We start from the raw sequence: 21,952 nt of genomic DNA, 5'->3' as shown, positions 1-21,952 counted from the left end.
ATGAATGGTGGACTCTGCCTTCGTCGAAGCGGCCGGCCTCAAAAAAGGCGTTTCGTTTCGTGAAGTCTTATATAAGAGTCTAGGCAAATCCATGAATGCGCAATAGCGCGGCGTACGCGTTTTTCTAATAATTATTTTCTTGTAAAATCAATGCATTGCGATATTCGTTTCACATCAAGAAACGATTTTTTCCATCTTGCAATGGCCCGCTTTGTGCCTTGCAGCACGATTTTTTACGACGCAAAAAAATTTTCCACATCGTGAAATGTGAGCGAGATGAACTGCGGGCGAAAAAAAACCGGCGCGAGGGCGCCGGTTTTTCATTTCGATCCACGGACGGCGAGGGGCCGTCCGGGTCTTTTCTTCTGCTTCCGAAGTTGCTTTGATGCGCTTGTCGGCGAGCGGCTTAGCTGCCGCGGCGCGCCGTACGCGGGCCGTCGCTGCGGCGTGCGCCGTAGCCGCCGTCGCGCGAGCCGCCGTAGCCTTCACGCGAGCCGCCGCCGTAGCCGCCTTCGCGCGAGCCGCTGCCCGACTTGCCGGCCCAGCCGCCGCCGTTACCGCTGCGCGAACCGCTATTGCCACCATTGCCCGGCTTACCCGAGCCGCTGCCGAAGCGCCGGCCGCCGTTGCCGCCGCCCGGACGGCCGCGGCCGCCAAAGCCAGGACGGCCATTACCCGACGGAGCCGCCTTGCGCGGCTCGAAGCCTTCGACGACGTTGACCGGCAGCGGCGTGCGCACGAAGCGCTCGATACGCTTCAATGCGCCTTGTTCGGCGTGATGCACGAGGCTCACCGCGACACCCGAGCGGCCCGCGCGGCCGGTACGGCCGATGCGGTGCACGTAGTCTTCAGCGAACTTCGGCAGGTCGTAGTTGAACACGTGCGTGATGCCTGGAATGTCGATACCGCGAGCGGCGACGTCCGTTGCGACCAGCACGCGCACGCGGCGCTCGCGCAGTGCGCGGATCGTGCGGTTACGCGCGCCTTGCGGCAGATCGCCGTGCAGCGCAGCCGATTCGAAACCTGCGTCGGCCAGACGGCCGGCCAGCTGGTCGGCGTCCATCTTGGTTGCCGTGAACACGATAGCCTGGTCGAGGCCGTCGGCGCGCAGCAGGTGGTCGAGCAGACGGTCCTTGTGATCGCGGTCGTCCACGTAATGAACGGTTTGCGCGATGTTGGTGCGTTGTTCCATGCGCTGAACGATCTCGATACGCTCCGGATCTTTCAGCAGACGGCCGGTCAGCGAACCGATCTTGCCGTCGAGCGTGGCCGAGAACAGCATGGTTTGACGCGTGTCCGGCGTGGCCGCCACGATCGTTTCGATGTCTTCGATGAAGCCCATGTCGAGCATGCGGTCGGCTTCGTCGAGCACGAGGATCTGCAGTTGCGACAGGTCGATGCGGCCGCGCTCCAGGTGGTCGATCAGACGGCCCGGCGTGGCAACCAGGATTTCCGGGTTCTTCGCGAGCAGCATCAATTGCTGGCCGTAAGCGACGCCACCCAGAATGCTGACGGTGCGCAGACGCTTCAGATGCTTGCCGTACGTGGCGGCGGCGGTGGTCACCTGCATGGCGAGTTCGCGGGTCGGCGTCAGAACCAGCATGGTCGGACGGGCAACCGGTTGCGGGCGGCGGCCACGGCCACCGTCGGCGGGACGCGGCTCACGCGGCTGGCTGGCTTGCGCCTTCTGCAATTGCGAGAAACGTTCGATGGCCGGCAGCATGAACGCCGCGGTCTTGCCCGAACCGGTCGGGCTCGACACCAGCAGGTCGCGGCCGGCGATACCGGCGGGCACGGCGCGTTGCTGAACCGGCGTCGGGTTCTGATAACCAGCGGCGGTCAGTGCGGAGACGACATCCGCGGACAGGCCAAGCGACGCGAACGTCGGGCCAGCGGGCGCGGCGGTTTCAGCGGCAACGGCCGGCGCGGCAGCGGCGGCTGCTTGCGCGGGAGCGTCGGCGAAACCGAGGGCCTGGTCGGCGATGGCGTTCAACGGGCTGCTGGAGGTATTGCTCGAAGTCATGTGAATCCTTAAAACACAGGGAATTAAAACGTCGGCGCCAATCGGCATACCCAAGTCGTCGGATTCAGCGAGCAAAGAAGCAGCGAGCAAATCGAAAAACGGGGGCAACTCGCAACAATGAAGGCGAGTTTTTCGTTAGAAGCTGTATCGGATGCGACACGCCAAAATGGCTTGCCGCCAGCCTGGGACATGATCGCCCGAAGAGGGCTAGGCAGGAGGGGACAGGTTCTAAACTGGATTGGAGCTAAACGCTACGAGGCGCTGCGCCGCAAAGGCCGCTTACGAAAGCCGGGCAAAGCAGTGAAGCGCAGGCAGCATTGTATAGGGTTTTGTTGCACTGCGCCACTGTTAGGACAATTCCTAGAGCGGAACCCGCGTGGGGCCGCCGGAGTCGCCACGTGCTGCGTCAGGCCGCCGCGCCGCTCTTCAGCGATTCGACCAGATCCACGTATTGCTGCTTTGCGGCTTCCTGGGCTGTGCCCTGGAGCGCGGCCCAGGCGTCGTACTTGTATTTGCCGACGATGTCGGTGAAGCCCGGCTTCTCGCCATGAACGTCGCCTTCGCTTGCCTGCTTGAAGAGCGCATAGAGGCGCAGCAGCGTGAGATTGCCCGGACGCTCCGGCAGTTGCCTGACGTCTTCCTGGGCCTGGGTGAATTGCGTATTGAGGTCGCTCATCGTCGTCGCTCTCCGGCGAATGGGTTAAGTGGCCGACGATCATATCAACTGCATGCGCCGGCGTGCCCGAGGGCTTATTCCAAACGAAGGCCGGCCGCGGGAGTGGAGAACCCAAACCCGACCCCGAACCCGACACGCACGTGTTCGAAGCGCCGGGGCAATCCCCAATGACCAAACCGCGTCCGCGCGCGCGGCGCCGATTACAATACGGTCCATGACTCAAACCGTGCTTCTTGCCCTTGATACCTCCACCGAATTCTGCTCGGTGGCGCTTCTGTCCGCCACCGTCGACGCAGCGGACCCAGCCTGTGCGCAAGCGCGCACGTGGGTTCGTCACGAGCAAACAGGCGCCGTGTCCAGCACGCGGCTTTTGCCCGCCATCCGCGAACTGTTCGACGAAGCCGGCCTGACGCTGGCCGACTGCCATGCAATCGCGTTCGGTTCCGGGCCAGGCTCGTTCACGGGTCTTCGAACGGCAACCGGCGTCGCTCAAGGTCTCGCGTTCGGGCTCGATTTGCCGGTCGTGCCGGTCAGCACCTTGCTGGTGTGCGCGGAAAGCGTGCGTTGGCGCGATCCGTCGGCCACGCGCGTGCTGGCCGCGCTCGACGCCCGCATGGATGAGATCTATTGGGCCGATTACGCGTGGGACGACGCGCAGCACGAATGGCGCGTGATTCACGATGCATCGCTCGATGCACCCGCCCGGCTGATTTTGCCCGACGAGCTGTTCACGCTGGCCGGTAACGCGGCTGCGGCCTTCGGCTCGCGGCTGCCGGCGGCGGCCGCCGCCCGAACCGTCGATCACGAAGCACTGCCGCATGCGCTGCCGCTCGCGTACGCCGCGTTGCGCGCGTTTCACGCCGGCCGCACGGTGCCTGCCGACCAGGCCGCGCCCGAGTACGTGCGCAACAAGGTCGCGCAGACCACGGCCGAGCGCATCGCTGACAAAGCCGCGAAGGTGGAGCAGGCGGCGACGCTCGCCCACGGCGCGGCGCAGCCCGGTGAGGGCCGGCAATGAGCGGCGTGCTGCTGGCGGACCGCTACATGTCGCCCATGACCGAAGGCGATCTGGACGAAGTGGCCGCCATCGAAAAGCTCGCCTATGAATTCCCGTGGAGCCGCGGCAATTTCGGCGACTCGCTGCGCAACGGCTATTTCGGCGTGTGCTTGCGGCACGTCACCGGCACGTTGCTCGGTTATTGCGTGCTGATGCCGGTGGTCGATGAAATGCATCTGCTGAATTTGTGCGTCGCGCCCGCGGCGCAAGGCGCGGGCGCCGGGCTTGCGCTCCTGCGCGAAGCCGTGCGCATTACCCACGCCGAAAAGCTCGACGGCCTGCTGCTCGAAGTGCGGCCGTCGAATCATCGCGCGATCCGGCTTTACGAGCGCTTCGGCTTTGCGTCGATTGGCCGGCGCAAGAACTATTATCCGGCGCGGCATCGCAGCCGGGAGGACGCCATCGTGATGCGTTTTGCTTTTGCCAGGGAGGGCGCAGATGGCGCTGCATGAATCGGTACTGGAAGAATTCGGCCTCGCGACGCGTTGGGTGCGTCGCGGGATGACGCCCGCGCCGGAAGCGGCCGCCGAAGCCGGCGTGCAGCAGGAGGCCGCGCCGGTCGGCGCGCCTCAGCCGACGCGCCACGCCGGCGATGCCGCGCACGCGCAAATGGAAACGCATGGGCCTGTTGCACGCGCGACTCGGACGCCTGAACCGGCTGCAACGCGCGATCGCGTGGAGAAGACGGAGCCGGCGCGCTTCGGCGAGGAAGCCGGGCAGGAAGCGCGTCGCGCGCGGCCTGCGGCGCAAGTGGCGCAATCAGCGCAATCACCCCAGCCGCCACAATCCCGGCACTCACCGCAGCCGCCACAGCCGCAACCACGCATGCAACCCGCTGCCGGGAGCCGCGATCCGCACACTGCGCCGTCTCCGCACGCGTCCGAGCCAGCCTCTTTCGATGCCCCGCCTGACGACGGCTTCGCCTGGTTCGACGATCTGCCGCTCTATCCGCCGGGCGATGCCGACGCTTCCATGCCGGCCGCGCCCGCCATCCACACACTCGACTGGGATACGTTGAACGAGCGCGTTTCCGCGTGCGAGCGCTGCCGTCTGTGCGAGAAGCGCACGAAGGCCGTGTTCGGCGTCGGCGACCGCAACGCGGACTGGATGCTGATCGGCGAAGCGCCCGGCGAGAACGAAGACCGCGTCGGCGAGCCGTTCGTCGGCCAGGCCGGCAAGCTGCTCGACAACATGTTGCGATCGTTGACGTTGGCGCGCGACGCGAACGTGTATATCGCGAACGTCATCAAGTGCCGGCCGCCCGGCAACCGCAATCCCGAACCGGACGAAGTCGCGCGTTGCGAGCCGTACCTGCAACGTCAGGTGGCGCTCGTCAAGCCGAAGCTGATCGTCGCGCTCGGCCGCTTCGCCGCGCAAAGCCTGCTCAAGACCGACGCGAGCATCTCGTCGCTGCGTGGCCGCGTACACGAATACGAAGGCGTGCCGGTGATCGTCACCTATCACCCGGCCTATCTGCTGCGCAGCCTGCCTGACAAGGCGAAGGCCTGGGTCGACCTGTGCCTCGCGCGCGATACGTGGCGTGCGGCGGGCGGCGCTCCGTCGGACGCGGACCAGCGGTGACGTCGGACGGGCCGGCGACGTGTGCGTCCGACGCGCCGGGCGTCGAAGCCAGCATCCTGTGTACGTTGCTCGATACGCTGCGCGACAGTGCCGTGCGCGATCTCGCGTGGTTGCTGCTGAGCGCGGATCTGTTGCGTGCGCAACCTCCGGTGGGCGCGCTCGCCACGCCGTTCAGAACGCCAAACGAACTTGCCGCGACCGTCGAGTGGCTGCGCGCGCTCGACGCCGCGCCTGACCCGCTGCATCACGATCTCGCGGCGACGCGCATCACGCGTCTTGGCCGCTACGCCGAGCGGCTGCTCGGCTGGTTCCTTACGCATGGGCCGGCGGTGCGCCTCGTCGCGGCTGGGGTGCCGCTGCGGCGGGCGGGCGTGACGCTCGGCGAATGCGATTTTCTGGTGCGCACGCGAGAGGGCGCGCGGCTGCACTGGGAACTGGCGGTGAAGTGCTATCTGCATGCCGGCGAGCGCCCGGCTTCGCCGTTATCGACACCGTTATCGACACCATTTCCGACGCAGCTATCCAGCTACGTCGGCCCGAATCTGAAAGACCGCTTCGATCTCAAACTCGCTCATCTGCTGAGTCATCAGTTGCCGTTGAGCGCGCGGGAAGATTTCGCGTCGGCCGGATATCCGGGACCGTGGACGCCGCAAATGTTCGTCAAAGGCTGGTTGTTTTACCGCAAGGGCGAGGCGCTCGCCGAGCCCGCCGAACTCGATCCCGAGCATGGCCGCGGCTGGTGGGTCACACGCGGCGAATGGCCGGCGTTCGCGGCGACGCATGCGCGCCATTGGCGCACGCTGCCCCGGCTGGAATGGCTCGCGCCGAGGCGTCATGGGCAAGATCGGCAAGATCAGGACGTGGCGCAGAATCCGGTTTCGGTCGATGCACAAACGCTCGCTGCTCAAACCGCGCATCAAGCTGCTCCCGCCATGGTCGTCTCGTTCGCCGAAAACCACGCGGGCGATCTTGTGGAGCGCTCGCGCGGTTTCATCGTGCCCGACGAGTGGCCCGACGCGGCGCGAAACTACGCGCGGCAGTAGCGCCGCGACCCTACCACCAGCGGTAGAAATGATGCACCGGCCCGACGCCGCTGCCGACATCCAGCCGGTCGCTCGCCTGCAATGCGCCGGTCAGATACTGCTTGGCATCGGCAACCGCGCTCGCGAGATCGTCGCGTTGCGGGATCAGCGCGGCAATCGCCGATGAAAGCGTGCAGCCCGTGCCGTGCGTGTTCTTCACCGGTACACGCGGGCCGCCAAGGCGCAGCGCGCCGCTTTCCTGGACCAGCCAGTCTGGACTCTCGACGGCGCTCAGATGGCCGCCCTTCATCAGCACCGCGCGGGCACCCAGCGCGCGCAGCGCTTCGCCTTGCTCGACCATCGCGGCTTCGTCGGCGGCCGGTTGCGCGCCGTCGAGCAGCGCGGCGGCTTCAGGCAGGTTGGGCGTCAGCAGATCGGCGAGCGGCAACAACTCTTCGCGCAGCGCGGCGACCGCATCAGGAAGCAGCAGCGCATGATTGCTCTTCGAAATCATCACCGTGTCGAGCACGATGTGCTTCGGCTGGTGGCGGCGCAACGCCTGCGCGACCGCGCGCACGATCGACGCGTTCGCGAGCATGCCGATCTTCACGGCGTCGATGCGGATATCGTCGAACACCGCGTCGAGCTGTGCGGTGATGAAACCCGCATCAGGCGCGTGAATCGCGGTGACGCCGCGTGTGTTCTGCGCGGTGAGCGCGGTGATCACGCTCGCACCATACGCGCCGAGCGCCGAGAACGCCTTCAGATCGGCCTGAATGCCTGCGCCGCCGCCGGAATCAGAACCGGCGATGGTCAGCACGTTGGGAATCGGTTGAGTCATGGCAAAGCGGGGAAGGGTTAAGGCGCGGTGACGGCGCGAAGAATGCACGCGCAACGAACCATGCGACGCATACGCTCGCGCCTGTCAGTGTTTGACTTCGCCGATCAGCGCGACCGAGTCGAACGCGCGCTGGTTCGCCTGGTGACGCCGCATCACGAGCCACATCATCAGGCAGACGAAGGTGCCGAACAGCACGATCACGGCCGCGACCGGCACGTCGAGCCAGACGAGCACGGCGTACAGGCACAGCATGATGAGCACGGAAAGATTCTCGTTGAAGTTCTGCACGGCGATCGAGTGACCCGCCGACAGCAGCACGTGGCCGCGATGCTGAAGCAGCGCGTTCATCGGCACCACGAAGAAGCCCGACAGGCCGCCGACGACCATCAGGAAAATATACGCGATGATCAGATAACCCGGCACATGCAGGCGGCCGAAGTAGACGCCCCAATGCGGCGGAAACAGGTGGCGCGTGTAGAACGCCATCAGCATCACGGCAACGCCCATCATGATGCCGACCGGCAGCACGGACAGCGACTTTTTCAGCGGCACGCGCGAAGCGGCGAGGATCGCGCCGACCGCCACGCCGACCGCCACCACGGCCTGCAGAATCGCCGCTTCGGAAAGCGACATGCCGAGTGACACTTCGGCCCACTTCAGCACGATGAATTGCAGCGTCGCGCCCGCGCCCCAGAAAAGCGTAGTGACCGCGAGCGAAATCTGCCCGAGCTTGTCGCGCCATAGCACGATGAAGCAGTCGGCGAAGTCGGTGACGAGCCGGATCGGACCGCGTTCCTGTTTCGGGTAACGCGCGCCGGTGTCGGGAATGCGCAGATTGAAGAGCGCCGCGACCACGTAGATCACCATGATCACCAGCATCGCCGCTTCAGCGGGCGTGTGGACGGTGGGAATGTGGTGCCGCAGGATCGGCGCGGCAATATGAGGACTGATCAGCGCGCCGCCGAGCACGGTGCCGAGAATGATGGAGCCGACCGTGGTGCCCTCGATCCAGCCGTTCGCGGCGACGAGTCGATCAGGCGGCAGCAGCTCGGTGAGAATGCCGTATTTGGCGGGCGAATAGGCCGCCGCGCCGAAACCCACGATACCGTACGCAATAAGCGGATGTGCACCGACCAGCATGGTGATGCAGCCCAGCACCTTGATGGTGTTCGTGATGAACATCACGCGTCCTTTCGGACGGGAATCGGCAAAGGCGCCCACGAAGGCGGCGAGAACGACGTACGACAGCACAAAAAACAGCTTAAGCAGCGGCGTCATCCAGTTTGGGGCGTGTAGATCTTTCAGCAGTGCTATAGCAGCGATCAGAAGCGCATTGTCGGCCAACGACGAAAAAAACTGCGCGGCCATGATGGTGTAAAAACCTTTTTTCATCTGATGCGATGCTGTCCTCGCCGCGGTCTGTCCGCCCAGGCCGTTTATTATGCGTCCGGGCTTATGCCGTTCGAAATGGGTTGTGCGCACGGCTTTATATCACGAAAATAGCTGCATTCAGACTAGCAGAATCCTTGATCGCACCGCCCAGCGGGCTGCCGAGCGTTGAAAACGCCCTGTAAGCCGCTGATTCGCAAGCGTCTTTACGAAAATATTCCATGCCGCGCCCCCTCTCAGCCACGATTCATACCTCCGCACTCGCCAATAACCTCGCCGTCGCGCGCCGCTATGCGCCCAAGTCGAAGATCTGGGCGGTCGTCAAGGCCAATGCCTACGGACACGGCCTCGCGCGCGCTTTCCCAGGTTTGCGTGCAACGGACGGCTTTGGGTTGCTGGACCTCGAAGAAGCCGTGAAGTTGCGTGAATTGGGCTGGGCCGGCCCGATTCTTTTGTTAGAAGGCTTTTTTCGTCCGACGGATATCGACGTCATCGACCGCTATAGCCTGACCACCGCGCTCCATTCGGACGAGCAGTTGCGCATGCTCGAAATGGCGCGGCTGTCCAAACCCGTCAATATCCAGTTGAAGATGAATAGCGGCATGAACCGGCTCGGCTACATGCCGGAGAAATTCCGTGCGGCATGGGAGCGTGCGCGCGCGTGCCAGGGCGTCGGTCAGATCACGCTGATGACCCATTTCTCCGACGCCGACGGCGAGCGCGGCGTCGCGCATCAGATGGAAGCGTTCGAGCGCGGCGCGCAAGGCATTGCCGGCGCGCGCAGCCTCGCGAATTCGGCGGCCACGCTGTGGCATCCGGAATCGCATTTCGACTGGGTGCGTCCGGGCATCATCATGTATGGCGCGTCGCCCTCGGGCGTGTCGTCCGCGATCGAAGGCACCGGACTGCAGCCGGCCATGACGTTCGCCTCCGAACTGATCGCCGTGCAATCCATCGCGGAAGGGCAGACGGTCGGTTACGGCTCGCTCTTCAAGACGCGCGCGGCGATGCGCATCGGCGTGGTCGCTTGCGGTTATGCGGACGGCTATCCGCGAGTCGCGCCGGAAGGCACGCCGGTGATCGTCGACGGCGTGCTCACGCGCATCGTGGGACGCGTGTCGATGGACATGCTCACCGTCGACCTGACGCCGGTCCCGACCGCGAACGTCGGCTCGCGCGTCGAACTGTGGGGCGCGTCGCTGCCTATCGACGACGTCGCACGGGCCTGCGGCACGATCGGCTATGAATTGATGTGCGCGATCGCACCGCGCGTGCCGGTGCGCGCCGAATAACGGTCACTCATCTTGCGGGGCGCGCCGTGTGGCCGGTGGCGCGGTGAGTGGAAAGAACGACAGAACAAGCATCAAGGCAAGCACGCGTGGCAAAAACAAAAACGTTGTACGTATGCAGTGAATGCGGCGGGCAATCGCCGAAATGGGCGGGACAGTGCCCGTCGTGTCAGGCGTGGAACACGCTCGTCGAATCGGTCGCCGAGACGCCGTCCACGCACCGCTTCCAGTCGCTTGCGAAGAGCGCGCCCGTGCGGCGTCTCGCCGACATCGAAGCGTCGGACGTGCCGCGTTTTACCACCGGCGTCAGCGAATTCGATCGCGTGCTCGGCGGCGGCCTCGTGCCGGGCGGCGTCGTGCTGATCGGCGGCGATCCGGGCATCGGCAAATCGACACTGCTTTTGCAGTCGCTTGCCGAAATCGCCGCGGAAAAGCGAGCGCTCTATATCAGCGGCGAAGAGTCGGCGGCGCAGATTGCGTTGCGCGCGCAACGGTTGTCGCTGCTCGAACCCGGTTCGAAGGCGAGCGAGCTGCAATTGCTCGCCGAAATCCAGCTCGAAAAAATCCAGGCGACGATCGCCGACCAGCGGCCCGACGTCGCGGTCATCGACTCGATCCAGACGGTCTATTCCGACGCGCTGACTTCCGCGCCCGGCTCGGTCGCGCAGGTGCGCGAGTGCGCGGCGCAACTCACGCGCATCGCGAAGCAGTCGGGCACGACGATCATCATGGTCGGCCACGTGACCAAGGAAGGCGCGCTCGCGGGGCCGCGCGTGCTGGAGCACATCGTCGATACGGTGCTGTACTTCGAGGGCGACACGCATTCGTCGTTCCGGCTCGTGCGCGCGATCAAGAACCGCTTTGGCGCGGTCAACGAACTCGGCGTGTTCGCGATGACCGAGCGCGGTTTGCGCGGCGTCGCGAATCCGTCGGCGCTCTTTCTGTCGCAGCATGAGCAGTCGGTGCCGGGTTCGTGCGTGCTGGTGACGCAGGAAGGCACGCGGCCACTGCTGGTGGAAGTGCAGGCGCTCGTGGATTCGGCCAATGCGCCGAATCCACGGCGCCTCGCCGTCGGCCTCGAACAGAACCGGCTCGCGATGCTGCTCGCGGTGCTGCACCGGCATGCCGGCATCGCCTGTTTCGATCAGGACGTGTTCCTGAACGCGGTGGGCGGCGTGAAGATCACCGAGCCGGCCGCGGACCTCGCGGTGCTGCTCGCAATCCATTCGTCGATGCGCAACAAGCCGCTGCCGAAGGGGCTCGTCGTGTTTGGCGAAGTGGGCCTGGCCGGCGAAATCCGGCCGTCGCCGCGCGGTCAGGAACGTTTGAAGGAAGCCGCGAAGCTCGGCTTCTCGATCGCGGTCATTCCGAAGGCCAACGCGCCCAAACAGCCGATTGACGGCTTACAGGTCGTTGCGGTCGAGCGGATCGAACAGGCTATCGACCGCGTGCGCACGCTCGAATAGACGGGCGTTTCGCCTGTTTCGGGCACGCGCCGCAGGCCGCGCGCGTCGTAATGCGCGGTAAATATCTCCAGGTTGTCTGTAACCAACAGGTACTTCCTTTTTCCTTAAGCTGCACAGCTATTGCATCCCTTGATGCTCGAAAAAGGATCGCGCCTTGAAACAGTCACATGAAACCGTTGCCGAGCGGCCCATCCAGGTGCGCGGCTGCCGGGTCTCCGCGCCCATTCATCAACCTTGGGGCGGGGCTTGCCGGATCGTCGAGTGGATCGACCGGGCCGGACAGATCTCGCGCCGGGTGGTGGCGGGCGACGCCACGGCGGCCGACGTGCGCGCCACGATCAATCGTCATGTGGAAGGCCGCAAGCATGTGCTCCATGACGACGAAAAGACGCCGCGTCAGACTTTGCCGCGACAGACGGTGGCGAGGCGGTAAAGCCCAGATGCCGCTCCGTTGACCTGCGTCACTCACGCTTCGGGGCGCGGGCGCCCTTGGGCTTCGTTTTCGTGTTCGACACCTTCGCCGTGTTCGCCGCCTTCCGGCCGCTCATACGACTGCGGATCGAAGAGCGGATGCCGCGCGGCTTCCGCCGCCGTCAACACCGGCGAGACGCAGCAATCGAGCGGCTCCAGCAACTCAAGCCATGCCTCCAGCGGACGTTTGCCCAGCACGTCGGCGAGTTCCTGCGTCAGCGCGGCGGCGTCCGGTCCGCCGATCGCCTGGCCGAGGCTCCAGTGGCGCGTGGCCCACTCGGGACGGTCGAGCGCCATGCACAGGCTTTCCCAGAACTTCAGTTCGAGCGCGCCGACCGCGAGCCAGCGCCCGTCGAGCGTGCGGTACAGGTTGTAGCAGGGCACGCCGCCGTTCAGCAGACCCGCGCCCGCCGCCGCATTGCCAGCCATGTCCGCCGCGTGTTCGTTATTCGCGAGCGCGACTTGCGCGACCACGTTGTGCGCGTAAGTGGCGTGAGTCATGGAGACATCGACGAAACGGCCTTCGCCGCCACGCGCCACGTGCCATAACGCGGCGAGTATCTGCGTGACCGCGCTCAACGCGCCGCCGAGCAGATCCGCGATCTGGACGTTCGGCACGACCGGCGTGCCGTCGCGGCTCGTGAGCTGATCCAGAACGCCCGCATAGCCGATGTAGTTCAGATCGTGCCCGGCATGACCGGCAAACGGGCCGCTTGCGCCATAACCGCTGATCGCGCAATACACGAGCCGCGGATTGGCCGCCCGCAGCGTCGCATAGCCGACGCCGAGCCGGTCCATCACGCCCGGCCGGAAGCTTTCGATCAACACGTCTGCCTCGGCGGCGAGCGCGCGCAGCACGTCGCGTCCCGCTTCCGACTTGAGGTCGAGACGCGTCTCGCGTTTGCCGCGATTGACGAGCCGGTAGAACGCGCCCGGCCGTCCGGCCACGCGGTCGCTGGACGACTGCATCATGGTGCGCGTCGGGTCGCCCGCACCGGGCGCTTCGATCTTCAGCACTTCGGCGCCGAGTTCGGCGAGCCGCAACGTGGCGACCGGGCCGGGCAGGAGGCGCGTGAGGTCGAGTACGCGCAAGCCTTTTAGCGGCGGCGCGCTCGCGGCCGTGGAAGCCCCGGAAGATGAAGCAAAAGACGTCGCTGATGACAAAGCCAACCTCCCGTCGATGCCGACGCGGATCGCAACGCGCGTTCCGTCAGCCGATTTGTTCGAGTTCCTCGTGCGTTTCGAGCCATTCGGCTTCGAGCGCTTCAAGGCGCGCGTTCACGTCTGCCTGACGGCGAATCGACTCCGTCAGTCTGGTTTTCTGCGCCGGCTCGTAGCTGGCCGGATCGGCGACGAAGGTGTCGAGCGTCGTCTTTTCGGCATTGAGCGCGTCCATTTCCTTCTCGATCTTCGTGATGCGGCTTTGCAGCGGCTTTTTCAGATGCGCGAGCTTCTGCCGCGTCTCCGCTTCGAGCCTGCGCTGCTCCTTGCGGTTCGCGCCGCTGTTGACGCCATTGTCGGGGCCGCCGTCAGCGCCGTTCGACGCATTGCCCGCCTTCAGCGCCGCGCGCTGCTCGGCGGCGTGCTGCAAGAGCCAGTCGCGGTAATCGTCGAGATCGCCGTCGAATTCCTGCAGGCGGTGCTTCGCGACCAGCATGAATTGATCGGTGGTGGCGCGCAGCAGGTGCCGGTCGTGCGACACCAGAATCAGCGTGCCTTCGAATTGCGCGAGCGCCATGGTCAACGCGTGACGCGTTTCGAGGTCCAGATGGTTGGTCGGCTCGTCGAGCAGCAGCAGATTCGGCTTTTGCCAGATGATGAGCGCAAGGGCGAGCCGCGCCTTTTCGCCGCCGGAAAAGGGCGCGATTTTCGAGGTCGCCATCTCGCCCGAAAAATTGAAGCTGCCGAGGAAGTCGCGCAATTCCTGTTCGCGTGTATCCGGCGCAAGGCGCGCGAGGTGCTGCAAAGGCGTGTCGTCCGCGCGCAGCGTTTCGAGCTGATGCTGCGCGAAGTAGCCGATGCGCAGCCCCTTGCCTTCGCGTACGTGGCCGCCGAGCGGCTCGAGCGTGCCGGCCAGGGTCTTGATCAACGTGGACTTGCCCTGGCCGTTCGCGCCGAGCAGGCCAATACGCTGACCGTTCTGGATGGACAGCATCACGCGCTGGACAATCGGAATCTCGGCGCCGTCTTCACTGTGATAGCCGCAGCGCACGTCTTCCATCACCATCATGGGATTCGGCGCCGAGTCCGGCGTGCGGAACTCGAACGTGAACGGCGACGTAGCGTGCGCCGGCGCGATCAGCTCCATCTTTTCGAGCGCCTTCACGCGGCTCTGCGCCTGGCGCGCCTTGGTGGCCTGCGCCTTGAACCGGTTGATGTAGCTTTGCAGATGCGCGACGGTGCGCTGCTGCTTCTCGTACGCGCTTTGTTGCAGCGCGATCTGCTGCGCGCGCAGCACTTCGAATTGCGAGTAGTTGCCGCCGTAGCGCTTGATCTGCTGCTGTTCGAGATGCAGCGTGACATTGCAGACGGAATCGAGAAATTCGCGGTCGTGCGAGATCACGATCAGCGTGCCGGGGTAGCGGTTCAGCCAGTCTTCGAGCCAGACGATCGCGTCGAGGTCGAGGTGGTTGGTTGGTTCGTCGAGCAGCAGCAGGTCGGAACGGCACATCAGCGCCTGCGCCAGATTCAGCCGCATGCGCCAGCCGCCCGAAAAGCTGCCGACGGGTTCGCGCGTCTGGTCGAGCGTGAAACCGAGGCCGAGCAGCAAGGCTTCGGCGCGCGCGGGCGCGGTGTAGCCGTCGGCGTCCGCGAAGGCCGCGTGGGCTTCCGCTTCGGCCGCGCCGTCATGTGCGGCGGAAGCGGCGGCAATGCGCGCTTCGATGGCGCGCAACGCTGCGTCGCCGTCGAGCGTATAGGCGAGGGCGCTCTTGTCCGCGGCGGGCGTTTCCTGCGCGACGTGCGCGATCTGCCACGTTGGCGGGATCGAAAAATCGCCGCCGTCCGCATGAAGTTCGCCGAGCAGGACGGCGAATAGCGTCGACTTGCCCGCGCCGTTCGCGCCCACGAGGCCCGCCTTTTCGCCGGGATTCAGGGTGAACGTGGTGTTGTCGAAGAGCGGCTTGGTGCCGCGCGCGAGGCTGAACTGGTTAAAGCGGATCACGACGAGGCCGGCTGAAGAAAACCGTTATTTTAGACTGCCGGGGATGACACCGGGCGCTCAGCCGGCATCGGCCACTCGGCCGACTGTACCGGCCACGCTTTTGGCATAGACTGACGGCTTTCGTGGGGAGAGCACATGACACCGATTTATTCTTTTTCGGCCCGCACGCTGGGCGGTGACGAAGTGAACCTCGGGCAGTACGAGGGCAAGGTTCTGCTGATCGTCAATACGGCGAGCGAATGCGGGTTCACGCCGCAATACGCGGGCTTGCAAAAGCTCTATGACAGCTTCGCCGCGCGCGGCCTCGCGGTGCTGGGCTTTCCGTGCAATCAGTTCGGCAAGCAGGAGCCGGGCGACGCCGCGCAGATCGGTAGCTTCTGCGAAAAGAACTACGGCGTGACTTTCCCGTTGTTCGAGAAGATCGAGGTGAACGGCGCGAACGCCCATCCGCTATTTCGCTATCTGACGGGCGAGGCGCCCGGTTTGCTGGGGCTCGAAGCGGTCAAGTGGAACTTCACGAAGTTTCTGATCGGCCGCGACGGCAACGTGGTCAAGCGGTATGCGCCGTTGACCAAGCCCGAGGCGATTGCCGAGGACATCGAAAAATTGCTGTGACCGGGCGCGCGCCGCGCTCACAAAATGGGTGAGAAGAGCCTTGCCACGTGCATCAGCACGCGCCGCAGCGCGCTCGCCTGGCGGTACTCGTTGCGGTCGATTTCGTGCGATTGCGCGAAGTCGGCGAGCAGCATCGTTTCGACTTCCTTCGCGAAGCCCTGGTCGACCGTCATCACCATGATTTCGAAGTTGAGGCGGAACGAGCGATTGTCGAGATTCGCGCTGCCCACCGCCGCGGCCACGCAGTCGATCAGCACGACTTTCTGGTGCAGGAAGCCCGGCTGGTAGCGGAAGATGCGCAGGCCCGCGCGGAGCGAATCGTACGCGTACAGTTTCGAGGCCTCGAACACCACCACATGATCGCGCCGGCTCGGAATCAGAATGCGCACGTCCACGCCGCGCAGCGCCGCGAGCCGCAACGCCGAGAACACGGCTTCGTCGGGCACGAGGTAGGGCGTGGTGATCCAGACGCGCTCACGCGCCGCATTGATCGCTTCGACGAAAAAGAGCGAGCAGGTCTCCTGCTTGTCGGCCGGACCGCTCGGCACGACGAGACAGTGCATGCCGGAGTCGCTTGCCGGGTCCGGCGCCGGCGACGGCGGCAGATCGAGTTGCGGCAATTGTTGCGTCGCCCAGTACCAGTCTTCGGTGAAGACGAACTGGATGCTGGCGACCGCCGGACCACGCACTTCGATATGCGTGTCGCGCCACGGCGAAAGCGGCGGCTTCGCGCCCAGGTACTCGACACCCACGTTATGGCCGCCGACAAACGCGCGTTCGCCGTCCACGGAAACGATTTTGCGGTGATTGCGGAAGTTCAGTTGCAGACGGTTCACGAACAGCCGGTTGGTCGCGAACGGATGCATCTCGACGCCGCCCGCGCGCAGCGCCGCCACGTAGCGATGCGGCAGATCGAAGCTGCCGATGCTGTCGTAGAGGAAATACACGCGCACGCCTTGCTGCGCCTTGGTGATCAGCGCGTCCTTGAACATCTCGCCGAGCGCGTCGTCGCGCACGATGAAGAACTGCACGATCACATACTCGCGCGCGCTTTCGATGGCTTCGAAAATGGCCTCGAAAGTCGCCGTGCCGTTCACCAGCGTGCGAACCGAATTGCCCGGCAGAAAAGGCATGCCACCGAGGCGCGTGAGCGAATGCACGAGCCTGCCGCCGAGCGCGTGCGTGGGCAGTTCCGCCGACGAAGCCCATTTGTCCCATTCCGGCGGGTGCGCGTGCGTGCGCAGCAATTCGTTTTCGACGCGGCGCGCGTCGGCGTAACCGGCGAACTTGCTGCGGCCGAGAAAGAGATAAGGAATGAGCGTGAAATACGGCATCGCGACAAGCGACACGGCCCACGCAATCGCGCCTTGCGACGTGCGGGTGTTGAGAATCGCGTGACACGCCGCGACCACGCCGAGGATGTGAGCGAGGGCCACCAGCGTGCCGACGTGAAGCAGGTCGAATTGCATAGGCGAGCGAAGGGATGAGCGATGTGCCGCGCCGCCGCGCCAAACAAACGCGGGCAGCTAACGGCGCTCATCTTACAGAACGTGCGCGCGTCGAGGGTGGTGTGACTGAGTCGATGCGCGCGCCGGCACGATGCCGCCGCGCGCTCGAGGCCTGTGCGGACAAGCCGGTGAACAGCGGGGAAAGCAGCGGGTAGTGCTGCTTCAGACGGGCAGATCGGCGGCCTGAATGAGGAACACGTTGTCGTCGCCGGCGCTGGTCGAGAGCCACACGAGGTTCAATCCGCCGAACGCGGCCTCGACATGCTGGCGTTCGTTGCCGATTTCGATCACGAGCACGCCGTCGTCGGTCAGCCAGTTGCGCGCGTTCGCAATGATTCGCCGCACGATGTCCATGCCGTCGGCGCCGCCCGCGAGCGCCATTTCCGGCTCGTGCCTGTACTCGGCGGGCAGTTCCTGCATCGAGGCGGCGTTCACGTACGGCGGATTGCTGATGATCACGTCGTAGCGGCGTTCCGCGAGCGGCGCATAAAGATCGCCTTCGAACAGCGCGATGCGGTCGTCGAGCTTGTAGTCGGTCACGTTGCGCGATGCGACTTCGAGCGCCGGCGCGGACAGATCGACGGCGTCGATGTCGGCATTCGGGAATGCATGCGCCGCGAGAATCGCGAGGCAGCCGGAGCCCGTGCACAGTTCGAGCACGCCGCCGACCTGCTCGGGATCTTCCACGTAGGGTTGCAGGCCGTCCTGCAGCAGCTCGCCGATAAACGAACGCGGCACGATCACGCGCTCGTCCACATGAAAGCGGAAGCCGTGCATCCACGCTTCCTGCGTGATGTAGGCGGCCGGAACGCGCTCGCTGGCGCGGCGCTCGATCACGTTCAGCACCGCGTCGATCTCGGCTGTGCAGAGGCGCGCGTCCATGAACGGGTCGAGCAGATCGAGCGGCAGATGCAGCGTGTGCAGGACCAGATAGGCCGCTTCGTCGAAGGCGTTGGCCGAGCCGTGGCCGAACGAGAGGCCGGCCTGGTTGAAGCGCGACACCGCGAAACGCAGCAGGTCGCGGACGGTGGAGAAGGGCAGCGTCATCGAAAATAGTCCTTGGTCAGGCAATCAGTTGTTCGAGCACGCGGCGATACACGTTTTTCAGCGGCTCGATGTGTGCGACTTCGATATGTTCATCGATCTTGTGGATGCTCGCGTTCAGCGGGCCGAACTCGACCACCTGTTGGCAGATGCGCGCGATGAAGCGGCCGTCCGACGTGCCGCCGGTGGTCGACAGTTCGGTGGCGACGCCGGTTTCGTCCTTGATCGCCTTGGCCAGTGCGTTCGACAACTCGCCATGCGGCGTGAGGAACGGCAGGCCGCTCACGCTCCATTGCAGATCGTATTCGAGCTTGTGTTTGTCGAGAATCGCGTGTACGCGTTGCTGCAAACCTTCCACCGTGCTCGCGGTCGAGAAGCGGAAATTGAACATCACGTCCGCGTGGCCGGGAATCACGTTGGTCGCGCCGGTGCCGCTATGAATGTTGGACACCTGCCACGTGGTGGGCGGGAAATATTCGTTGCCGTCGTCCCAGCGTTCGGCGACGAGATCGGCCAGTGCGGGCGCGAGCAGATGCACCGGATTTTTCGCCAGATGCGGATAGGCGATATGACCTTGCACGCCCTTGACGACGAGCTTGCCCGACATCGAGCCGCGCCGGCCGTTCTTGACCGTGTCGCCGAACTGCGTGCTCGAAGTCGGTTCGCCGACGATGCAGTAGTCCATGCGCTCGCCGCGTGCCTGAAGCGCTTCGACCACTTTGACGGTGCCGTCGGTGGCGGGGCCTTCCTCGTCGCTCGTGATCAGGAACGCGATCGAGCCGCGATGCGCGGGATGCGCCGCGACGAACTCCTCGCTCGCGACCACGAAGCCCGCGATCGAGCTTTTCATGTCGGCCGCGCCTCGGCCATACAGCTTGCCGTCGCGATGCGTGGGCTCGAACGGCGCCGAGTGCCATTGCTCCAGCGGCCCCGTGGGCACCACGTCCGTATGGCCGGCAAACGCGAGCAGCTTGCCCGCCGTGCCGTCGACGCCGCGTTTGACGGCCCACAGGTTCGTCACGCCGTTCGACGCGATGGTCTCATGCTCGAAGCCGAGCGCGGACAGGCGCTCGATCAGAAGGCGCTGGCAATGCTGGTCGTCGGGCGTGACGGAAGCACGCGCGATCAGTTGTTCGGTAAGGGCGAGGGTGCCGGACATGGATTCAGTACAAGCCACTTGGAAATGAAAAAATGCCGGCAGGCGGTGCGGCACCGCAGCCGGCAACAGCTTTGAAGCCGCGCGGCGAGGCCGCGCGTTTAATCATTGAACTCAGGCGAACAGCGCCGCGTAGTCGTCCGCGGAAAAACCGAGCCACTTGACCCGCCCGTTGACCACCAGCACCGGCCGCTTGATTACCGACGGCTTGTGGATCATCAACGCGATCGCGCCCGGCTGCGTGTCCGCGGCCGCTTTCATGTCGTCCGACAGAGCGCGCCACGTGGTGCCGCGACGGTTCAGCAGCGCGTCGAGCTTCACGTCCTTCAGCCAGTCCTGCACGAGCGGCTCGGTCACGCCGGCTTTCTTGAAGTCGTGAAACTCGAATTCGACGCCGTGCTCTTCCAGCCACACGCGCGCTTTCTTCACCGTGTCGCAGTTCGGAATGCCGTAGACGACGGTCTTGGTGCCGCGCGCCATCAGTCGCCTCGCAGCAGCTCGTTGAGGCCGACCTTCGCGCGCGTCTTCGCGTCGACCTTCTTGACGATCACCGCGCAGTAGAGGCTGTGCGAGCCGTCTTTCGACGGCAGGTTGCCCGCCACCACGACCGAGCCCGCCGGAATGCGGCCGTACGTGACTTCGCCGGTTTCGCGGTCGTAAATCTTGGTGCTCTGGCCGAGGTACACGCCCATGGAAATCACCGAGTTCTCTTCGACGATCACGCCTTCCACGACTTCCGAGCGCGCGCCGATAAAGCAGTTGTCTTCGATGATGACCGGGTTTGCCTGCAGCGGTTCCAGCACGCCGCCGATGCCCACGCCGCCCGACAGGTGCACGTTCTTGCCGATCTGCGCGCACGAGCCGACGGTGGCCCACGTGTCGACCATCGTGCCTTCGTCCACGTAGGCGCCGATGTTGGTGTACGACGGCATCAGCACGACGTTCTTTGCGATGAACGAGCCGCGGCGCGCGATGGCGGGCGGCACCACGCGAAAGCCGCCGGCCGCGAAGTCTTCAGCGGTGTAGCTGGCGAACTTGGACGGCACCTTGTCGTAGAACTGGCTGTAGCCGCCGGCCGGCATCGGCGCGTTGTCTTCGAGGCGGAACGACAGCAGCACGGCCTTCTTCAGCCATTGATTGACGACCCATTCGCCGTCTTTCTTTTCGGCGACGCGCAGCGCGCCCTTGTCCAGTTGCTCGATGGCGTGGGCGACGGCTTCGCGCACGTCGGCCGGAGCGGCCTTGGGCGACAGCTCGGCGCGGTTGTCCCAGGCGGTGTCGATGATGCTCTGAAGTTGTTGCGACATATGCGTGCTTTCTGAAGAGTTGAAGTCTGAAGAAGGGAGGCGGCGCGCGGGGCGTTCGCTGGAAAATACGAAACCGGCGTGAAACTCAGCCCGCGAATTCAGCCCGCGAGCCCACGGCAAAAATCGACGATGCGTTGCGCGCCTTGCGTGCATTCGTCGACACCAGCGACGAGCGCCATGCGCACGAAATTGCGGCCGGGGTTCACGCCGTGCGCAGTGCGCGCGAGGAACGAGCCCGGCAGAACCGTCACATTATAGTCGGCGTAGAGACGCCGGGCGAACTCGGTGTCCGAGAGACCCGTGCGCGAAACGTCCGCCCACAGATAGAACGCGGCGTCGGGCAGACGCACGTCGAGCACGTCGGCGAGCATCGGCGTGACGGTGGAAAACTTCTGCACGTACTTCGCGCGGTTCTCGCGCACGTGGGCTTCGTCGTTCCAGGCGGCAATGCTGGCGCTCTGGAATACCGTCGACAAGGCCGCGCCGTGGTAGGTGCGGTACAGCAAAAAGTCTTTCAGGATCGCCGCGTCGCCCGCGACGAAGCCCGAGCGCATGCCCGGCACGTTCGAGCGCTTGGACAGGCTCGACAGCATGACGAGCCGCTCGAAGCCGCGGCCCAGCTTGTGCGCGGCCTCGAGGCCGCCGAGCGGCGGGTTGGCTTCGTCGAAATAGATTTCGGAGTAGCACTCGTCGGAGGCGATCACGAAGCCGTGACGATCAGACAGCGCGAAGAGTTCGCGCCAGTCTTCGAGCGTGAGCACCGCACCGGTCGGATTGCCCGGCGAACAGACGTAGAGCAGTTGCGTGCGGGCCCAGACGTCGGCGGGCACCGCGGAGTAATCGCAGGCGAAGTTGCGCGCCGGGTCGCTGTTGACGAAATACGGCGTGGCGCCCCCGAGAATCGCCGCGCCTTCGTAGATTTGGTAGAACGGGTTCGGACAGAGTACGATCGCAGGCTCGCCTTCGGCATTGCGCTTCGGGTCGATGACGGTTTGCGCGAGCGCGAACAGCGCCTCGCGCGAGCCCGACACGGGCAGCACTTCGGTGGCCGGATCGACGGGCGGCAGGCTGTAGCGCTGCGTGACCCAGCTTGCAATCGACTCGCGCAACGGCAGCGAGCCGAGCGTGGCCGGATACGCGGACAGACCGCCGAGCGAAGCCACCACGGCGTCGCGGATCAGCTCGGGCGTGGGATGTTTCGGTTCGCCGATGCCGAAGCTGATATGCGCGAGGCCGGCGGCCGGCGTGACGTCCTTGAAAAGCACGCGCAGCTTTTCAAACGGATAGGACTGGAGAGAGTTGAGTAGCGGATTCACTGGGCGGATCGAGCCTGATCGAAGAGGG

Annotated in this window: 20 protein-coding genes; 8 read left to right on the top strand and 12 right to left on the bottom strand. The window is 65.0% G+C overall.

What is annotated here, in order from left to right:
- Positions 1-406: 406 nt before the first annotated feature.
- The gene (locus VOM14_RS09065) at positions 407-2,023 is read right to left on the bottom strand and encodes a DEAD/DEAH box helicase (RefSeq protein ID WP_327628378.1); all 1,617 of its coding nucleotides are present in this window, start codon (positions 2,021-2,023) and stop codon (positions 407-409) included.
- Positions 2,024-2,429: 406 nt separating this feature from the next.
- A complete protein-coding gene (locus VOM14_RS09060) occupies positions 2,430-2,699 on the bottom strand; it encodes an acyl-CoA-binding protein (protein WP_327628377.1) in 270 nt (89 codons plus the stop codon).
- A gap of 214 nt (positions 2,700-2,913) precedes the next feature.
- Here VOM14_RS09060 and tsaB point away from each other — a divergent pair, with 214 nt between their 5' ends.
- The 4 genes from tsaB to VOM14_RS09040 are packed head-to-tail and all read left to right on the top strand — an operon-like array spanning position 2,914 to position 6,380.
- On the top strand, positions 2,914-3,717 hold the full coding sequence (gene tsaB / locus VOM14_RS09055) for a tRNA (adenosine(37)-N6)-threonylcarbamoyltransferase complex dimerization subunit type 1 TsaB (protein ID WP_327628376.1): 804 nt from the start codon (positions 2,914-2,916) through the stop codon (positions 3,715-3,717).
- Complete coding sequence (gene rimI, locus VOM14_RS09050) at positions 3,714-4,208, top strand: ribosomal protein S18-alanine N-acetyltransferase (RefSeq protein ID WP_327628375.1); 495 nt, start codon at positions 3,714-3,716, stop codon at positions 4,206-4,208. Before tsaB ends, rimI begins: the two co-directional genes overlap by 4 nt.
- A complete protein-coding gene (locus VOM14_RS09045; protein ID WP_327628374.1) occupies positions 4,195-5,337 on the top strand; it encodes a uracil-DNA glycosylase in 1,143 nt (380 codons plus the stop codon). The genes rimI and VOM14_RS09045 overlap by 14 nt, the downstream gene beginning before the upstream one ends.
- Positions 5,334-6,380: a DUF1853 family protein gene (locus VOM14_RS09040; protein ID WP_442955526.1), complete on the top strand. Its 1,047-nt coding sequence runs from the start codon at positions 5,334-5,336 to the stop codon at positions 6,378-6,380. Before VOM14_RS09045 ends, VOM14_RS09040 begins: the two co-directional genes overlap by 4 nt.
- Before the next feature lie 10 nt (positions 6,381-6,390).
- Here VOM14_RS09040 and thiD read toward each other — a convergent pair whose 3' ends face one another.
- A complete protein-coding gene (gene thiD / locus VOM14_RS09035; protein WP_327628373.1) occupies positions 6,391-7,200 on the bottom strand; it encodes a bifunctional hydroxymethylpyrimidine kinase/phosphomethylpyrimidine kinase in 810 nt (269 codons plus the stop codon).
- 84 nt (positions 7,201-7,284) lie between these two features.
- Entirely contained in the window at positions 7,285-8,592 is a 1,308-nt protein-coding gene (gene lplT / locus VOM14_RS09030) for a lysophospholipid transporter LplT (RefSeq protein WP_327628372.1), read from the bottom strand.
- Positions 8,593-8,810: 218 nt separating this feature from the next.
- On the opposite strand from lplT, the gene alr reads away from it, so the two are divergent.
- The 3 genes from alr (at position 8,811) to VOM14_RS09015 (ending at position 11,777) form a co-directional block, all read left to right on the top strand.
- Positions 8,811-9,881, top strand: a complete 1,071-nt coding sequence (gene alr, locus VOM14_RS09025) for an alanine racemase (protein ID WP_327628371.1) — start codon at positions 8,811-8,813, stop codon at positions 9,879-9,881.
- 86 nt (positions 9,882-9,967) lie between these two features.
- Positions 9,968-11,344 carry a DNA repair protein RadA gene (gene radA, locus VOM14_RS09020; protein ID WP_327628370.1) on the top strand — a complete coding sequence of 459 codons (1,377 nt, stop codon included), beginning with the start codon at positions 9,968-9,970 and terminating at the stop codon, positions 11,342-11,344.
- Positions 11,345-11,498: 154 nt separating this feature from the next.
- Entirely contained in the window at positions 11,499-11,777 is a 279-nt protein-coding gene (locus VOM14_RS09015) for a DUF2866 domain-containing protein (RefSeq protein ID WP_327628369.1), read from the top strand.
- Positions 11,778-11,809: 32 nt separating this feature from the next.
- Here the strand turns inward: VOM14_RS09015 and VOM14_RS09010 are convergent, their stop codons facing one another.
- Positions 11,810-12,979 (bottom strand): CaiB/BaiF CoA transferase family protein, encoded by a 1,170-nt coding sequence (locus VOM14_RS09010; RefSeq protein WP_442955525.1) that lies wholly within the window; start codon positions 12,977-12,979, stop codon positions 11,810-11,812.
- A 46-nt stretch (positions 12,980-13,025) separates the two neighbouring features.
- Positions 13,026-14,978 carry an ATP-binding cassette domain-containing protein gene (locus VOM14_RS09005; RefSeq protein WP_327628368.1) on the bottom strand — a complete coding sequence of 651 codons (1,953 nt, stop codon included), beginning with the start codon at positions 14,976-14,978 and terminating at the stop codon, positions 13,026-13,028.
- A 135-nt stretch (positions 14,979-15,113) separates the two neighbouring features.
- Between VOM14_RS09005 and VOM14_RS09000 the strand changes: the two genes are divergently transcribed.
- A complete protein-coding gene (locus VOM14_RS09000) occupies positions 15,114-15,593 on the top strand; it encodes a glutathione peroxidase (protein ID WP_327628367.1) in 480 nt (159 codons plus the stop codon).
- Positions 15,594-15,610: 17 nt separating this feature from the next.
- Here VOM14_RS09000 and cls read toward each other — a convergent pair whose 3' ends face one another.
- From cls to dapC, 6 genes are all read right to left on the bottom strand, one after another.
- Positions 15,611-17,062 carry a cardiolipin synthase gene (cls, locus tag VOM14_RS08995; protein WP_327628366.1) on the bottom strand — a complete coding sequence of 484 codons (1,452 nt, stop codon included), beginning with the start codon at positions 17,060-17,062 and terminating at the stop codon, positions 15,611-15,613.
- A 201-nt stretch (positions 17,063-17,263) separates the two neighbouring features.
- Entirely contained in the window at positions 17,264-18,148 is an 885-nt protein-coding gene (prmB, locus tag VOM14_RS08990; RefSeq protein ID WP_327628365.1) for a 50S ribosomal protein L3 N(5)-glutamine methyltransferase, read from the bottom strand.
- A 16-nt stretch (positions 18,149-18,164) separates the two neighbouring features.
- Complete coding sequence (gene dapE, locus VOM14_RS08985; protein ID WP_327628364.1) at positions 18,165-19,304, bottom strand: succinyl-diaminopimelate desuccinylase; 1,140 nt, start codon at positions 19,302-19,304, stop codon at positions 18,165-18,167.
- Between the two features lie 111 nt (positions 19,305-19,415).
- On the bottom strand, positions 19,416-19,781 hold the full coding sequence (locus VOM14_RS08980) for an ArsC family reductase (RefSeq protein ID WP_327628363.1): 366 nt from the start codon (positions 19,779-19,781) through the stop codon (positions 19,416-19,418).
- Positions 19,781-20,608, bottom strand: a complete 828-nt coding sequence (gene dapD, locus VOM14_RS08975) for a 2,3,4,5-tetrahydropyridine-2,6-dicarboxylate N-succinyltransferase (RefSeq protein ID WP_327628362.1) — start codon at positions 20,606-20,608, stop codon at positions 19,781-19,783. The genes VOM14_RS08980 and dapD overlap by 1 nt, the downstream gene beginning before the upstream one ends.
- Before the next feature lie 98 nt (positions 20,609-20,706).
- Positions 20,707-21,924, bottom strand: a complete 1,218-nt coding sequence (dapC, locus tag VOM14_RS08970) for a succinyldiaminopimelate transaminase (RefSeq protein ID WP_327628361.1) — start codon at positions 21,922-21,924, stop codon at positions 20,707-20,709.
- Positions 21,925-21,952 lie beyond the last annotated feature (28 nt).

Source organism: Paraburkholderia sp. MPAMCS5 (genome assembly GCF_036016995.1).
Taxonomy (GTDB): domain Bacteria; phylum Pseudomonadota; class Gammaproteobacteria; order Burkholderiales; family Burkholderiaceae; genus Paraburkholderia.
The sequence above is the reverse complement of the archived record's forward strand: the minus strand, read 5'-3'. Positions and strand labels throughout refer to the sequence as shown.

What these genes read in the sequence shown, in the direction of transcription:
- VOM14_RS09065 (WP_327628378.1), bottom strand. Translation starts at nt 2,023, where the DNA reads ATGACTTCGAGCAATACCTCCAGCAGCCCGTTGAACGCCATCGCCGAC.
- VOM14_RS09060 (WP_327628377.1), bottom strand. Translation starts at nt 2,699, where the DNA reads ATGAGCGACCTCAATACGCAATTCACCCAGGCCCAGGAAGACGTCAGG.
- tsaB (WP_327628376.1), top strand. Translation starts at nt 2,914, where the DNA reads ATGACTCAAACCGTGCTTCTTGCCCTTGATACCTCCACCGAATTCTGC.
- rimI (WP_327628375.1), top strand. Translation starts at nt 3,714, where the DNA reads ATGAGCGGCGTGCTGCTGGCGGACCGCTACATGTCGCCCATGACCGAA.
- VOM14_RS09045 (WP_327628374.1), top strand. Translation starts at nt 4,195, where the DNA reads ATGGCGCTGCATGAATCGGTACTGGAAGAATTCGGCCTCGCGACGCGT.
- thiD (WP_327628373.1), bottom strand. Translation starts at nt 7,200, where the DNA reads ATGACTCAACCGATTCCCAACGTGCTGACCATCGCCGGTTCTGATTCC.
- lplT (WP_327628372.1), bottom strand. Translation starts at nt 8,592, where the DNA reads ATGAAAAAAGGTTTTTACACCATCATGGCCGCGCAGTTTTTTTCGTCG.
- alr (WP_327628371.1), top strand. Translation starts at nt 8,811, where the DNA reads ATGCCGCGCCCCCTCTCAGCCACGATTCATACCTCCGCACTCGCCAAT.
- VOM14_RS09000 (WP_327628367.1), top strand. Translation starts at nt 15,114, where the DNA reads ATGACACCGATTTATTCTTTTTCGGCCCGCACGCTGGGCGGTGACGAA.
- cls (WP_327628366.1), bottom strand. Translation starts at nt 17,062, where the DNA reads ATGCAATTCGACCTGCTTCACGTCGGCACGCTGGTGGCCCTCGCTCAC.
- prmB (WP_327628365.1), bottom strand. Translation starts at nt 18,148, where the DNA reads ATGACGCTGCCCTTCTCCACCGTCCGCGACCTGCTGCGTTTCGCGGTG.
- dapE (WP_327628364.1), bottom strand. Translation starts at nt 19,304, where the DNA reads ATGTCCGGCACCCTCGCCCTTACCGAACAACTGATCGCGCGTGCTTCC.
- VOM14_RS08980 (WP_327628363.1), bottom strand. Translation starts at nt 19,781, where the DNA reads ATGGCGCGCGGCACCAAGACCGTCGTCTACGGCATTCCGAACTGCGAC.
- dapD (WP_327628362.1), bottom strand. Translation starts at nt 20,608, where the DNA reads ATGTCGCAACAACTTCAGAGCATCATCGACACCGCCTGGGACAACCGC.